Here is a 15142-nt window from a genome sequence, read left to right as displayed (position 1 = left end):
GCTTATTATCAAAGCTTAGGAAACGCCCACGATATAACTTTCAGTTCAACAGGATATATGGGCAATAGCTATGGCAGCTTCAACAAGGTCACATTTGCCGGCCATGCCGATATGTACCATGGTTGCTACAATATTACCGAGCTGATTTTTAACAGCTCAGCTACCATCCACCAGGGCGGCAATACTTTTGGCACGGTTCAGATAAAGGGCAATGGTACCATCGGAGGCAGCAATACCTTTGGCACCCTGGAGCTCTGGCCTGGCAAAACCTATTCATTTCAACACAATGGTACACAAACCTTCACCGGCAATCTGATTGCCAATGGAACATGCAGCGAGGTAATCACAATCCAATCAACATCTTCGGGAAACCAGGCCATATTCTCAATAGCCAATGGTACTGTAACCATCAACCGGGTGAACCTGAAAGATAACAATGCCACCGGCGGGGCAGCATTTGTTGCCAATAACTGTAACGACCTTGGCAATAACCTGGGCTGGACCATCAATACGCTTTCAGGCCAGGATCTATACTGGATTGGTAATGCAGGAAACTGGGACGATGGCAGCCACTGGTCCCTCTCCAGCGGAGGAGAGCCATCCTTTTGCGTTCCTACAGAACTTGATAACCTGTTTTTCGATGCCAATTCTTTCACCTTACCCGGACAGGTGGTATCAGTCAATATTGCCAATGCAGGGTGTACCGATATGGATTGGTCGGGAGTAACCAATAATCCTGCCTTCTCTGCGTCCTCAAGCAGCTATAACCTGAGAATCAATGGTTCGCTTACGCTAAACCCCAACATGAACTTCTCATTCAATGGCATTACTTATTTTGAAGGAGAAACACCAGCCAAATCATCGTATTCAATCACCATGGCCGGAAAACTTTTCAACAATGCCGTGTATTTTAATGGTGCAGGCGGTGTATGGACATTACAGGATAACCTGACCCTCAATAATAACGACCTTTACCTGAACCAAGGCGCCCTGAATACCAATGACAATAATGTGGAATGCCGGCGCTTTATTTCCACTACAAGCCTTGCCCGCTCATTGAATATGGGTTCATCTTTGTTTAACCTGGGTTCGAACTCCAACCAGGCATGGTATGTTACCGGTTCAAACATGAGCGTTACACCCGGAACATCCGAAATCATGTTTGCCAGCGGTGGAGCCGGATTGTGGAGCCAGACTCCGGCAGCATTGAGCTACAATGATGTAACTTTTGAAAGTGCCACCGGAGTTTCGACTCTTTCCGGTTCAGGCATATTTGGCAAGGTGATTTTTATAGGGAACGGAACAATCAATGGCGATCACACATATAACACCTTGATTTTTTCGCCAGGCAATTCTTATATTCTTGAATCGGGGAAAACCCAGACCATCCTTGAAAATTTTCATGCCTGGGTGAATGATGGAAGCCAGATCAACATGCAGGCAACCACTTCCGGTTCGCAAGCAACCATTTCAAAAGCCTCGGAAACTGTGTGGGCAAACCGCGTTCAATTAAAGGACATGAAAGCCACTGGGGGTTCCATTTTCAATGTTTACAACGGAACCGATCTGGGCAACAATATTGGCTGGAATTTTCTGGGTCCTACCTATTTCGATCAAACGGTAGATATCACTATCGCAAATGGTGAAACCGACTGTATTGAAGCTACCGAAATAATCACAGTGGGCGGCGATGGTAAAACATTTTTTGTTCAAAACGGTGGAACCGCCAATTTGATTGCAGGTTACAAAGTTCAGTTACTGCCGGGTGTAAGGGTTTTCAGCGGTGGAAAACTGCACGCTAAAATATCTCAATATGGAGAGTTCTGTGAATTGGAAGAAAGTATGCTGGCTGCAGTTGATGAAGAAAACATGGAAAACTTGATTGTGAGGGATGAAGCAGATTACCTAATTATTTACCCGAACCCAACTTCGGGATGGTTCAAGGTTCAATTTTCAGGGTTTGGTTCAGAAACGACCATACTTGAGATTTTAGATTTGAATGGAAAGATACTTTTAAACTTAAACCTAAAACCCGGAACTCTGAACCCGGAACTTAATATTACCCAACTGCCAACAGGGGTTTACATTTGCAAAATATATATTGAAAATCAAATAATTATGAAGAAGATCATCAAATTATAATAATAGAACGCGAATGACTCGGATACAACGGATAATCGCGGATCAAAATCCGTGTAAATCCGCCGCATCCGTCCCGATAGATATCTGGATCCAAGTGCTCTAAAAAAATCAAGCCATGAAAAAACCCTACATCCTCCTTCTGCTCTTAGCCCTATTCTCTATGCCCTACGCTCATAGTCAGCAGGGCATCATTCAGCTCCCCGCCACCGGCCAGAACACCAGCTATTACCCCGGTGACGACGGCGACCTACAGATGGGAGTACCCATCCCTGACAACCGCTTCACCGATAATGGCGATGGTTCGGTAACCGATTCATTCACCGGGTTGATGTGGACAAAGGACGCCAACCTCATCGCCACCCGTAACCCGGACTTCGATCAGGACCGGACGCCGGGGGATGGTGATATCGATTGGAAAACGGCACTGGATTATATGGAACTACTCAACAGTGAAAATTACCTGGGGCACAACGACTGGCGCATGCCCAATATGGTGGAAATGAAATCCCTGGTCAACCTTGGATATCCGGACATTGCCCTGCCACCGGATCATCCGTTTATCAACCTGAAAGACGTTTACTGGTCATCCACCACTTCGGAGCAAATGCGCAGCCTGGCCATCACTGTCCTGCTACAGGAGCATTACGCCCATTCCAACATCATCAACCCCGCCGGAGAAACGGAGGATTTTGCAAAAGATCCTGAGATTAGCGGCGGCACGAATTGGAAATACTACCTTCTTCCTGTCCGTGACAGCGGAAATCCGGGGTCGGTGCAAAACCCGGCCACCGGCCAGCGTTACACATTCTATCCGGGGGATGATGGTTTCCTGGCGGAAGGGACCGAATGGCCCACACCACGGCTCGTCGACAACAACAACGGCACCGTCACCGACCGCCTTACCGGGCTGATGTGGACCAAGGACGCCAACCTGATGCTCACCCGCGACCCGGAATTCGACACCAACCAATGGGTCGACGGGGCCATCAACTGGCAGCATGCCCTGGACTACATCGCCCTGTTGAACTCGGAGAACTACCTGGGCCATAGCGACTGGCGCATGCCCAACCGTAATGAGATGACCAGCCTGGTGGACATGAGCCGGAATAATCCAGCGATGCCTGAACAGTACCCGTTTACCAATCTCATGGGGTTCAACTTCGATCTTTCTTACTGGACCTCCACGACACGCGCGGATGAAACCGACCAGGCCTGGATCGTATGGTTTACCGATGGCATGATGGGAGGCGGCAACCGGCTGCAGTATTTGAAAACGGCCGACTGGCATGTCTGGCCCGTGCGGACCGACAACACCCCCCTGCCCACTTCTTCCATCAATGGAACCATAACACTTGACAGCAATCCCTATCCCCACGCCGAGGTTTACCTGAGCGGACCCATCAGCAGCTTTATCCGAGCCAACCTTAACGGGGAGTATGAATTCAACCATCTCCCGGATGGGAATTATACTGTCACCCCTACCCATAAATACGCGCGCTTCGATCCGTTAAGTTACAGCGTCGACCTGAACAACAGCACCTCCACCTGTGACTTCGATGCCTCTTACACGCGGGCTTATGGCTGGGTGGATATCAGCGAGAACCTCTTTCCTGTAGGAGGTGCAGCCGGAGGCTGTCTCTCCAGCCTCTGGTTCATCGGCAACGAAGGCTGGATCACTAATAGCTGCTTTTATAATGAAATCTACCACACTGCGGATGGTGGGGAAACCTGGGATGTACAGACAACATTGGGTGCGAACCATGCCATTTACATGTTGTCCTCCGAAACAGGCTATGCCGGCGGAGAAAGCGGATTGCTCTGCAAAACGACCGATGGAGGTCAGAACTGGAATTTCTTTGGCTTGTCGCCCGGCCAGATCCTGAGCATAGGTTTTTCACCCGATGGATCGATGGGCTGGTGTGGCTGCGTGGAAGGCTGGATTGCTGAAATTACCGAAACAGGCCTTGTACCACAAAACAGCGGCACCTATACCGACTGGGACGGTATCGCCTTTGGCTCCAACGATTATGGATGGACCACAGGATGCTTTGGCCGGAAAATGATCTATGACAATGACACCTGGACTTTTTACGGTGGAGCGCAATATTTCCCCTGCTTTGGTGATATCCAGTTTAACAGACACAACCAGGCCTGGATCAGCTATGGAGGGAAAATGTTACGCCTGAGAGAAGGTATGCTTCAAACCTACTATGAAGATACCCTTGCATCGGTCCTTGGTGTATTCACATCCGGCCTTGATACTATCTGGGCTGTCACCAGCAGTGGCGATGTGCTGATGTGTGCCAATGGAAATGCCGATACCGTGCATTTTTTTGCCGACCACGTGACAGACGGTTACCTGACGGATGTGTTTGCCTCCGATGCCCACCATGCCTGGGCCATTGGAAACAATGGGACCTTATACCGCTACGGTGTGCTGGAAGGATTCCCCTCCGGAGAAGCCAATATGATCGATTTTGTCGTCGACCAGCAGGTGCAACCGGCAGAAATTGATGAAGACGCACAAACCGTTCATGTCATTGTTGAGGAAGGAACCGATGTCAGCCAGTTGATCCCCGAAATTTTCCTTTCCCCGGATGCAACGGTTGATCCCCCCGGCGGCATGATGCAGGACTTCACCTACCCGTTCACCTATGTAGTGACCTCCGGTAATGGCCAGACTGAAAAAGACTGGGTGGCGACGGTTGATATCGCGACAGGGGTTGATGAGCAGGGAGGCATGGAGGCATGGAGGTGCGGAGGCGTGGTGGTATTTCCTAACCCTACACGAGGGAAATTTCAAATCGCAAATTCCAAATTCCAAAATTCAAAACTCAAAGTTGAAATAGTTGATCTGTTTGGTAAGGTGGTTTTCGAAAAGGAGATAGGGAGAAGAGGAGAAGGAGAAATTATTTTTGATATGAGTGAATTGCCGTCGGGAATATATTTTGCGAGAATCTATCCTGAAAATCAAATAATCGTAAAGAAAATCATCAAAATATAAATTAAGGATTAATAAAAACATAATACCAAATAGTAATCCCTCTGTTTCTCTGTGCTTCTGTGGCAAATAACAAAACCGCGGAGACGCAAAATCACAGAGAAAAACATGACGCTATGAAAATATCCCAAATCCTCCTTCTTTGCTTACTGTTCACTCTTCACACTTCACTCGCCCAGCAGGTGATATACGTCGATGCCTCGAACAACACTGGCATTGAGGACGGGACGATGGCGCACCCGTTCAACACCATCCTGGAGGGGTTACAACTCTCCCAGAATGGCGATTCAATCTCAGTTTTTCCCGGTAATTATCCTGAGGATCCGATTCTCATTGAGAAATGCGTCTCCATTGCAGGGGAAAGCCGTTTCTCCACAATGGTGGAAGGAAGATTCATCCTCTCATCAAAACTGGATACCTTGCTCGTGCTGATCAGGAACCTGTGGTGCGAAAACATCATGCACAGCGACAGCGGTTATACACAAACACCACTTTCAATCTTGGAATGCGGCCTGCAGGTCCTGAACGATAACACCCCCTCAGTGAGCGAAACAGGCCGGATAGTGTTAAAGAACAGCATAGTCACGGACAGTATTCACATTGAGAGTGCATCATGCGCTGCCAGAAGGGAGGTTATTGATTGTGAAACTGGAGCTGGACTATGGGTTTGCAGCACTTCATCCGACGGCTTAATAAGGCTCGAAGGCAACCAGGTAACCGGAAGCCTGAGAGTGAGAACGGTATCTAAAAGTGATACGATCTTTATCACAGGTAACACGATTTCAGACAGCTTGGTAATTCTTTCAACGGCCTCGGACCCTGATTTGATCTCGAATAACCAGGTAGGCGGTGGCATCAGAATGTATGCCGTAGCTCACAGCGGTTTTCGTTTCACAGGAAACCAGGTTCAGCAAGGTTCTCTTTCAGCTACATATACGGCACTTTCCGAATCGGTGATAGAAGAAAATACTTTTCTGAATGGCGGAATAAACTTCAAAGCAATAGCAGGGGATATCAAAATTAAGGATAATGAAATCCACACCGATGGCTCGGTAGCCGGGATCAGGCTAAAAACAACAGCAGGGGGATATTTTGAAAACAACACCATAACCCTGCCGTATTTTGAATCCTCCGGCTTGCCTTTTGAAGAAGATACGTTAGCGGTGTGCGCAATCCATGTGCGATCGACTTCTTTCGGGGGGATGAAGGGCAACAAGATCAGCGGCGGCGCTTATGGGGTTTACCTGTCGGCCATCGCTTCGAATGAATTTGATAAAAACGAGATTGAGGATTCGCACTTTGGTCTATACCTACAAAGTGTTTCGGGGTATGTCGACAGCAACCGGGTGGAGTATTGCATCGGCGACGGCATGGTCCTGGATTATCAACCGGAATATGGAGACACCAACGCCATCAGGTTGAATTACAATATCATCCGGAACAATGGCGGTCACGGTATCTGGACGAAAGGAAACTGCCCAATGGGCAGCCTGAAGGAGCCGGGTACAGGCTATAATATTATCAAGGACAATGGTGGCTATGATCTTTATGTGGAAACCTCCGCTGCCTTTGTCGATACTATTTGGGCGCAGAATAACGAATGGTCGCATGACACCGAAGAAGAAGTCGGACAGTTTGATATTTATGATGCCATGGACGACCCGTCCAGAGCACTGGTCATGTTTGAGCCGATACAGTCATTCAGCATTGAGGAATACGAGGTAACTGATATCATGTTGTACCCCAACCCGACCCACTCAAAGGTCAAGCTGATATTTGATAACTGGAGAGTTTCTGTTCATACTGTTGAAATCATGGACATTTCTGGAAAGATTATGAAATGCCATAAAGATCGAACTCTTACACAGCGTAACAATGGAGTAATAGAGATAGATATTAGTCTTTTGCCACCCGGCATCTATTTTTGCAGGGTTCAAACCAATGGCAGTACTTCAGTAAAGAAACTGATAAAGCTTTAAATATTAGCCCTGTCAGGGTAAAATTTAACTATTATGCAACGCATCATCATCATTGACGATACCAAATGCAAGCCATCGCTTGAGAATTTCCTGAAGTTGCTTGGTACGCATGTGCAGTATGATGTTGCAATTACCGGAAATTCTTTACCTAAGCAATTATTGCTTGATAGCATCACGGAAATACCCGGACAAAAGAAGCTTACCGTAAAGTCAGGAGGGAGCAATTATCTTGTGAGTTTTTCGGAAATCATCAGGGTTGAGGCAATCCGGGGGAAGTCACTGCTAATTCTTAGCAATTCCAATTCCTTGCGAACCAACGAAGACATTCGTTATTGGCAGAATAAACTGGGAGAACATGGATTTTTAAGAGTCCATCATGATCACCTGGTCAGCATTTCAGCAATCATGAAGCTGCAATTTGGTGAAGAACCCTTCCTGGAATTGAATGATGGTGTGAAAATTCCTGTGGATTTCATCAGGCAGGAAAGGATCGCCGGCGACCTCGAAAGCTTTCTTTTTTAAATTTGAACAGTTTTCACGCCCTGCATTGTGATGCTTGTTCCTCAGGATAATCGGCGACACCGAAGGCGATTATGCAAGGAAACTTTAAGCTTCTGAAACAAATGACAGTAAATGACTGTTGCTTATTCATACGCTGACAAGTTTTTCATGACTTATCCCAAAAGTTTGGTCATCAGAAAATTAACACACCTGATTACAGGTCTGATGATCGTTGCTCTCACTTTTCTTTTACAAAGGGAAACTCTTTTGTGGCTCATTATTGCAGGATCATTTTTTTCTTTTCTGACGTTTAACTACAAGAAGCTTAATCTGCTTCACAAAACAACTTATAAAAGCTTTGGTACACTTTTTTATCCTCTTGGGATTTTATCGTCCTTTCTGATTCTATATAACATGCCTGTTTTTTACTTTCAAACCAGCCTGTTGGTTCTTACGGTTTCGGATACATTGGCAAATTTTGCCGGGCAGATTAAAAATGGAAATCAGATTGTAATTATCCTACATGACAAAAAAAGCATGCATGGCATTGTGGGATACGTCTTTTCAGCGCTCATCATTTTTTACATCTTTTTGCCCTCCAATCTTACTGCCGATATATTTTTCATGGCCACGCTGCTCTTTCTTGCAGTAATTCTTGAGCTTGCTTCATGGCGGGGTTCTGATAATTTTACAATTCCCGTTGGACTGGCAATAGTTTTGAAACTAACCCAGACCCAACAAGCAGATTATTTATTCCTTTTTGGAGTGTTGCTAATTATGGCAGCAGGAAGTTTTTTCTTGTATAAATTACGCATCCTGTCCCGCATCGGAAGCTTTGTTTCATTCTTGCTGGGGTTTTATCTGTTGGGTGTTATTGGATGGAAATGGTTTCTGCCGGTGCTGATGTTTTTCATTACTTCGGTGGCTTTCACAAAAATTCATTCGGGATTAAAGAAGAAGAAAAAAGAATCCGGCAGCAGAAATGTATGGCAGGTTACGGCTAATATTTTATGGGCGCTTGTCAGCTCGGCTTTGTTTCTAATTACTCAAAATGAAATTTTCATTTACTTTTTCATTGCTTTTGTGGCTGCCGTTACCGCTGACACCTGGGCCAGTGAAATAGGTCCCTTATTAAATAGACGCAGTTTTTCCCTGGCTGATTTTCGTTTCCATGAAGCTGGGATCACAGGAGGAATTTCATTTTTTGGAACGCTGGCAGCAATGGCAGGCGCATTTTTTATTTCTTCAGTCTCTTTTTACCTATTTTTTGGTGAATGGAACTGGGAAGTCATTTCATTGCTTTCATTTTCAGCATTTATGGCATGTTTTGCCGATACCTTGCTGGGTACTTTTGTAGAAGGGAAGTTGTTGAACCGGCTCTATTTTCAGAACAGGATAAACCAGGAATCATTGTCGCCCAATGATATTGTAAACCTTGGTGGCTCGTTTACGGCCTTTCTGTTTTTTCTTTTGTTGAGATATCTATTCTAACATTGCGTCACAAAAAATTTGGAATTTCAACAAGCTTATGCATTGTCGGATCCCAAAATAACAAGGGTATCAACTTGCCGTTTTGAGAAACACCTTTTAAATCAAATAAATCAAAAACCCCACAATCAGCAGGAAGGAAAATGCTATATGAACAAGTACGGTGAATTTTGCACCAACTTTAATTTTATCCGCATCATCATGGTGTTTAAGAATGATACCCGCTGCCTTCGGAAATATGAATACATAGGGAATCAGAGCCAAGAGCAATGCCCAGGTGTTTCCGGGGTAATAAAAATAAAGCGCAATAATGTTGGCGACTATGGCAAGTTGCACCAAAATATATAATACCGATGTAAAGCGGGTGCCCATGCGTGATGCCACTCCATGCTTTCCGCCATCGCGGTCGGCATCCAAATCAATCAATTGGCCAGCCAGTAAAATGGATGAGGTGCTTAGCCCTGTAATGGGCATAAGTAGAAGCACCATAGGATGAAAACCAATACCCTGGCCTACGGTGGCAATGAGAATAGCCATTGGTCCAAATGCAAGCCAAACGAAAAACTCGCCCAAGCCCCGATAGGCAAGCTTGATGGGAGGAGCAGTATAATACTTGCTAAAAAATGCCGAAAGCAAAAATAATCCCCATAAATATGGCCACAATTCCCGGCTTATGAGAAATGTAAGCGCAATGGTTCCTGCAAGCGCCACTAGCAGGCCGGCACGGGCAAGAAAATACATTTTACCAAAAAGTGCAGGATTGTCGAGCAAGACGCCTGATCCGCCACTGGCTTCATTGCGGTGTACATTCACTTTATCGGTACCCTGGATGGTGTCGTATATATCATTGTACACATTGGTGGCTACGTGCAGGCCGATTCCGATGACCAATACGATTATAAAGTTGATAACGTCCAGACTACCGTTAATATAAACGCTCAACAATGTACCCACTATAATTGGGGCAACAATTGAGCTCAGAAATTGTGCTCTGACCATTTTGGCGATACCAGGTTTTGTACTCATGGTTAATAAATCTTTGTTTAATACACTTATAAACTAGAGTATGTATAAAGAGTTCAAGTCAACTTCAATTTTACATAAATTTGGGTTAAATGATTCCTGCTCTGTCTTGGAATTGGTTGGGTAATTTGAAGGATAGGTACTTCGTTATTTACATTTTCGCGTAAACACCAGCTTATATTGCCAATGTGTTCATTGCGTTTTCAAATATAGTCTGAACCGGATTATCTCCCTGTTCCATCCTTGTGAATGTGAACCTCTCCCTTTTCTGTTCTTTTTAATAAAAAAATGATGTGATCTTTGCTGAACCAATATTGCCTTTGATTTATTTCCTATTTTTATTCAAATTTTCAGCAACGTTATTTCTGACCCTCCTAATTGTTGAATTATGCTTGTCAAGACTTTCGGAAGCTCCATTTACGGTATCAATGCAATTACAATCACCGTTGAGGTAAATATTGATATCGGTGTTCAGTTTATGATGGTGGGTTTGCCCGACAGCGCTGTGAAAGAAAGCCATCAGCGGATTGAGGCGGCGCTCAGGAACAACGGCTACAAAATTCCCGGCAAAAAGATTGTGATCAATATGGCGCCTGCCGATATCCGCAAGGAAGGATCGGCCTATGACCTTACGCTGGCCATCGGAATTCTTGCCGCATCCGGACAGATACAAGCCGACCGTGTCGGAGATTTTATCATCATGGGTGAGCTTTCGCTCGATGGCAGCCTGCACCCTATCAAAGGTGCTTTACCTATTTCCATTGAGGCACGCAAGCAGGGGTTCAAAGGATTTATACTGCCTATGCAGAATGCCCGCGAAGCTGCAATTGTTTCCGATCTCGAGGTTTATGGCGCTGAAAACATCAAACAGGTGATTGATTTTTTTGATGGCAACGGCCACCTGGATCGTGTGCATGTGAACACCCGCGAAGAGTTCTATTCGCAGTTGAACCATTATGAGCACGATTTTTCCGATGTAAAAGGACAGGAAAACATAAAGCGTGCGCTGGAAATTGCCGCTGCCGGAGGTCATAATGTAATTTTGATTGGCCCTCCGGGATCAGGAAAAACAATGCTTGCCAAAAGGCTTTCTTCCATCCTGCCCCCGCTCAATTTGCATGAAGCGCTGGAAACCACCAAGATCCATTCCGTAGCCGGGAAAATGAGCAAGGAAGCCTCGTTGGTTTCGGTGAGGCCCTTCCGCTCGCCGCACCACACCATCAGCGATGTGGCTTTGGTGGGTGGCGGTTCGAACCCACAGCCCGGGGAAATTTCATTGGCGCACAACGGCGTACTTTTCCTTGATGAATTGCCGGAGTTTAAACGAACGGTGCTGGAAGTGCTCAGGCAACCGCTTGAAGACCGCGTGATCACGATTTCCCGGGCCCGGTTCACAGTAGAATATCCCAGCAGTTTTATGCTGGTGGCAGCCATGAACCCCTGCCCTTGCGGTTTTTACAATCACCCGGAACGTGACTGTGTTTGCCCGCCAGGTACGGTTCAGAAATACCTCAACAAAATAAGCGGCCCCTTGCTTGACCGGATAGATATTCAGATTGAAGTGGTGCCGGTTCCATTTAAAGAACTGACAGGTACGAAGCCTTCAACACCCAGCGCCATTATTCGTGAGCGAGTTGAGAAAGCAAGATATTTGCAGGAAAGACGGTTTGAGGAACACAAAAATATTTTCTGCAATGCCCAGATGAGCAGTAAACTGTTGCGAACCATTTGTGAAATTGATAATACCGGCTTAACCCTGCTGAAAACCGCCATGGAAAAACTTAGCCTTTCCGCACGGGCTTACGACCGCATCCTAAAGGTGGCCCGCACCATTGCCGATCTTGAAGACAGCACCAATATCCGAACCGAGCATCTGGCCGAAGCCATCCATTACCGTAGCCTGGACAGGGAAACGTGGGGAGGGTAAAAAAATACGATTGTAAGCAAATGTTAAAAGATGAAAGCAGTCATACATATACTGACAATTGGGGGTGTGATAGTATGACTTTGTCAAAGGTATAAATGATTTTAACAGTGCACCCTACTAAAACATCAATTATGACAGATTCACTAAATGATTTGCTGAATAGTGAGGAATGGAAAGCATATAAGGAAAAAATGATTGAAAAGGAGAAATACCTTAAAAATGGGCCAAATGTAATCCATATAGAATATTTAAATTCAATTTTTTCAAAGACTGATTTTGATGAATATGAAAATAAACTTATTGGTGTAGGCCTTGAGTTAAGTCGATTTGATAAAAGTTGTGTAATGTATGCCTGCATGGACAAGTTTGATCTTGTCACTTACATTTCGTTAGCTCCACCAATAATAGTTGAATTGCTCAAAGGCACTGGTTCAAATGTAACTTGGGATGTAATAAAGTATTTATTGATTTCTTCATGGAAAAAAATTCGAAATAAATTTTACACTCGATCTACTTCTCAAATTTCAGAAAGGAAAGAGATTTCTTTTGGTTTAAAGGTTTCACTGGATAGAAATACAACTTTCAATATGGATCTAAAGGGTGATTTGGATGAAGCAGTAATCCAAAACTCCCTGGATAAAGTACTGGACTTCTTAAGGGAACAAAAAGCGAATGATCAATATAAACATCCGGATTACGTATATTTTGATTCTATTTCTGAAAAATGGATTAGAGTCGATGTTGAATCCGAGATTAGAGAGATGATTGAGAGAGGTAAAATGAATAGGAAATAAATATGCCTCGGTGTATATAATTAATTGCGGTTTAAGTGCAGATAATCAACATTATCACCCGCAACAACCTCGGTACTTTTCGACAGGAAAGTGCCCAGCAATCCGTAACTAATCATATACACTGAACATTGACCACCCCTTAAAAGACGACAATGTTTAACTTATTCAAAAAGAAAATGCAGACTGCCCTGACACCTTCAAAACCTACATTGGAGACAGCAAATGAGGAGCATGACAACACTACTAACTTCAAATTCGGACTTGACGTAATTCCACAAGAATACCGACATCACAAAATGTGGGTTAAACATTGGAGCAAATCAAGTGGTGACTATGTTAAGGCAGGCGAGACGCTCTGTGAATTTGAAATTGAGAAATTATGGACAAAACCAATAATCCTTTACGCGACTGTAAGTGGGTATCTAGAGATACATAAACAATCACCGACAGAAAACAATCTCAATTACTTACAGGACAAAGAAAAAATATTCAGTATTCATCGAGAGATTGATGACCAAAAAGCCCAAGAACTTAAAGACAAAAGATTCGAGAATGTTCCGTTCATATTAACAGACCAATTCACAGGGATAAAAGAAATTAAATGGGAGGTCGTTGCTGGCCGGAGACCAGATAAATGGTATGACAGGGGTACTTTCGATAGCTTCATGTTTCTTGCTGGAAACATAAACAATGACACCCTTTTCTTTACGATCAACTGCACAGACAACAAGGATTACGCTGTCTTCAAATACCCAACTAAAGATTACAAATTGACAATTGGATCAGCAATTTCCTTCCTCTTCAGTAATGGAGAAATCATAAAACTTGAAATATCTTCAAAGCCATACAAATATTCAGAGCATTATGCTTGGGGTCACATTTTCGAAACCAAAGTACAATTGACAACAAGTGAACTGGAAACCTTGAAAAATCAAGTTTTTACTCAATGGCAAATTGAATTTGCTAAGTCAGATAAAAAGGTTTCAGGGCAACTTGATAGTGATGCCCAGTACGCAGTTAGAAAACTTGTCAAAGAGTATTTCGATCTTGTTCAAAACCAAATAGACAATTACTAGCCATTGACTGACAAGCAAGATATATCTGCGGAAATAACAATCGACAATGATCATTGCTATGTTTATCTAATGATTGACTTAACAAACAACTATCATAAAATCGGAATATCCAATAAGCCAGGATATAGAGAGAAAACACTCCAAAGCGAAAAACCGACGATAGAAATGCTTTGTTACAAGCGTTTTCCCAACAGAAAAATTGCAACTAGTTTTGAACTAGCATTACATCAATCATACGCTGACAAAAGGGTCAGGGGAGAATGGTTTGACCTGACCGAAAAAGAAGTGCAAGAACTAAATGAAGTATTGACGAAATAAAAAGAATACTAATAACATTGCCCAATAAAAAGGCCTCTGAGCGGTTTGCATTGCCTGATGCGGTTTGCCAGGAAACCAGCGAAGAGTTCTTTCAAGAACAGGATTGAACCAATTTACACCATAAATTCAGATCAAATGATAAATCTAAAAGGGAAAAATGCTCTGATAACAGGTTCTAGCCGTGGTATCGGACAACAAATAGCACTGGGCCTTGCCCAACACGGATGCAATATTATTGTGCACGGCAGAAAGGAAGAAAATACTAAAAAAACGCTGGAGCTGCTGAAAGGCTTTCCCGTGAAAACATATAGTGTTTTTGGCGACTTGTCTGATGAAAAACAGGTGAGCAATCTCATAGGTCAGGTGAGCGCTTTAAATGTGTCAGTTGATATATTATACAATAATGCGGCTATAATGAGGGATTATCGGGGAGACATATGGGCACACACATCAGAGGACTGGTTGGAAACGTACAAAGTCAACGTAGTTGCCATGTATAAACTTTGCGGTGCATTTATTCCTTCAATGATTAAAAATAAATTTGGGAGGGTTGTTAATACTACTTCACGAATAATGAACCAACCGCAGTTAGCTCCTTATGGTGCATCAAAATGGGCAGTGGATAAGTTATCCCACGATATAGCTTCTGCACTAAAGGATACACCAGTTCGAATCAATTATATAGATCCGGGCTGGATAAAGACGGATATGGGTGGTGTAAATGCCGAAAACCCTGTTGAAGCCGTGCTACCAGGAGTACTGGCGCCTGTTTTAGTTGACGATGATGGGCCAAATGGTCAATTTTTCTCTGCAATTGATTCTAAAATCTAAATTCCCTTAAGCATCGTAACAACCGGGCTGACTGATATAACACACCATACTAAGAATGAGAC

The 15142-nt window shown here is 44.1% G+C and carries 11 protein-coding genes; 10 read left to right on the top strand and 1 reads right to left on the bottom strand.

Going from position 1 to position 15142, the window contains the following annotated elements; genetic code table 11:
• The 5 genes from IH597_11705 to IH597_11685 all read left to right on the top strand — a co-directional run.
• Positions 1-2142 (top strand): T9SS type A sorting domain-containing protein (locus IH597_11705; GenBank protein MBE0663119.1); only part of this gene is annotated, 2142 nt, incomplete at its 5' end.
• 115 nt (positions 2143-2257) lie between these two features.
• Positions 2258-5146, top strand: coding sequence for a DUF1566 domain-containing protein (locus IH597_11700; protein ID MBE0663118.1), 2889 nt, complete (start codon positions 2258-2260; stop codon positions 5144-5146).
• Between the two features lie 113 nt (positions 5147-5259).
• Positions 5260-7122 (top strand): right-handed parallel beta-helix repeat-containing protein, encoded by a 1863-nt coding sequence (locus tag IH597_11695; protein ID MBE0663117.1) that lies wholly within the window; start codon positions 5260-5262, stop codon positions 7120-7122.
• A 33-nt stretch (positions 7123-7155) separates the two neighbouring features.
• A complete protein-coding gene (locus IH597_11690; protein MBE0663116.1) occupies positions 7156-7644 on the top strand; it encodes a LytTR family transcriptional regulator DNA-binding domain-containing protein in 489 nt (162 codons plus the stop codon).
• Between the two features lie 147 nt (positions 7645-7791).
• Positions 7792-9114, top strand: coding sequence for a DUF92 domain-containing protein (locus IH597_11685; GenBank protein MBE0663115.1), 1323 nt, complete (start codon positions 7792-7794; stop codon positions 9112-9114).
• Between the two features lie 96 nt (positions 9115-9210).
• On the opposite strand, the gene IH597_11680 is transcribed toward IH597_11685, so the two are convergent.
• On the bottom strand, positions 9211-10137 hold the full coding sequence (locus IH597_11680) for a prenyltransferase (protein MBE0663114.1): 927 nt from the start codon (positions 10135-10137) through the stop codon (positions 9211-9213).
• 385 nt (positions 10138-10522) lie between these two features.
• Here IH597_11680 and IH597_11675 point away from each other — a divergent pair, with 385 nt between their 5' ends.
• From IH597_11675 to IH597_11655, 5 genes are all read left to right on the top strand, one after another.
• Positions 10523-12061 (top strand): YifB family Mg chelatase-like AAA ATPase, encoded by a 1539-nt coding sequence (locus IH597_11675; protein ID MBE0663113.1) that lies wholly within the window; start codon positions 10523-10525, stop codon positions 12059-12061.
• 131 nt (positions 12062-12192) lie between these two features.
• Complete coding sequence (locus IH597_11670; protein ID MBE0663112.1) at positions 12193-12855, top strand: hypothetical protein; 663 nt, start codon at positions 12193-12195, stop codon at positions 12853-12855.
• 152 nt (positions 12856-13007) lie between these two features.
• Positions 13008-13931: a hypothetical protein gene (locus IH597_11665; GenBank protein MBE0663111.1), complete on the top strand. Its 924-nt coding sequence runs from the start codon at positions 13008-13010 to the stop codon at positions 13929-13931.
• A gap of 3 nt (positions 13932-13934) precedes the next feature.
• A complete protein-coding gene (locus IH597_11660; protein MBE0663110.1) occupies positions 13935-14249 on the top strand; it encodes a GIY-YIG nuclease family protein in 315 nt (104 codons plus the stop codon).
• 135 nt (positions 14250-14384) lie between these two features.
• Positions 14385-15080: an SDR family oxidoreductase gene (locus IH597_11655; GenBank protein ID MBE0663109.1), complete on the top strand. Its 696-nt coding sequence runs from the start codon at positions 14385-14387 to the stop codon at positions 15078-15080.
• Positions 15081-15142: the final 62 nt, after the last annotated feature.

This window comes from Bacteroidales bacterium (genome assembly GCA_014860575.1).
GTDB lineage: Bacteria > Bacteroidota > Bacteroidia > Bacteroidales > JAAYJT01 > JAAYJT01.
This window is presented reverse-complemented; position numbering and strand designations above follow the sequence as displayed.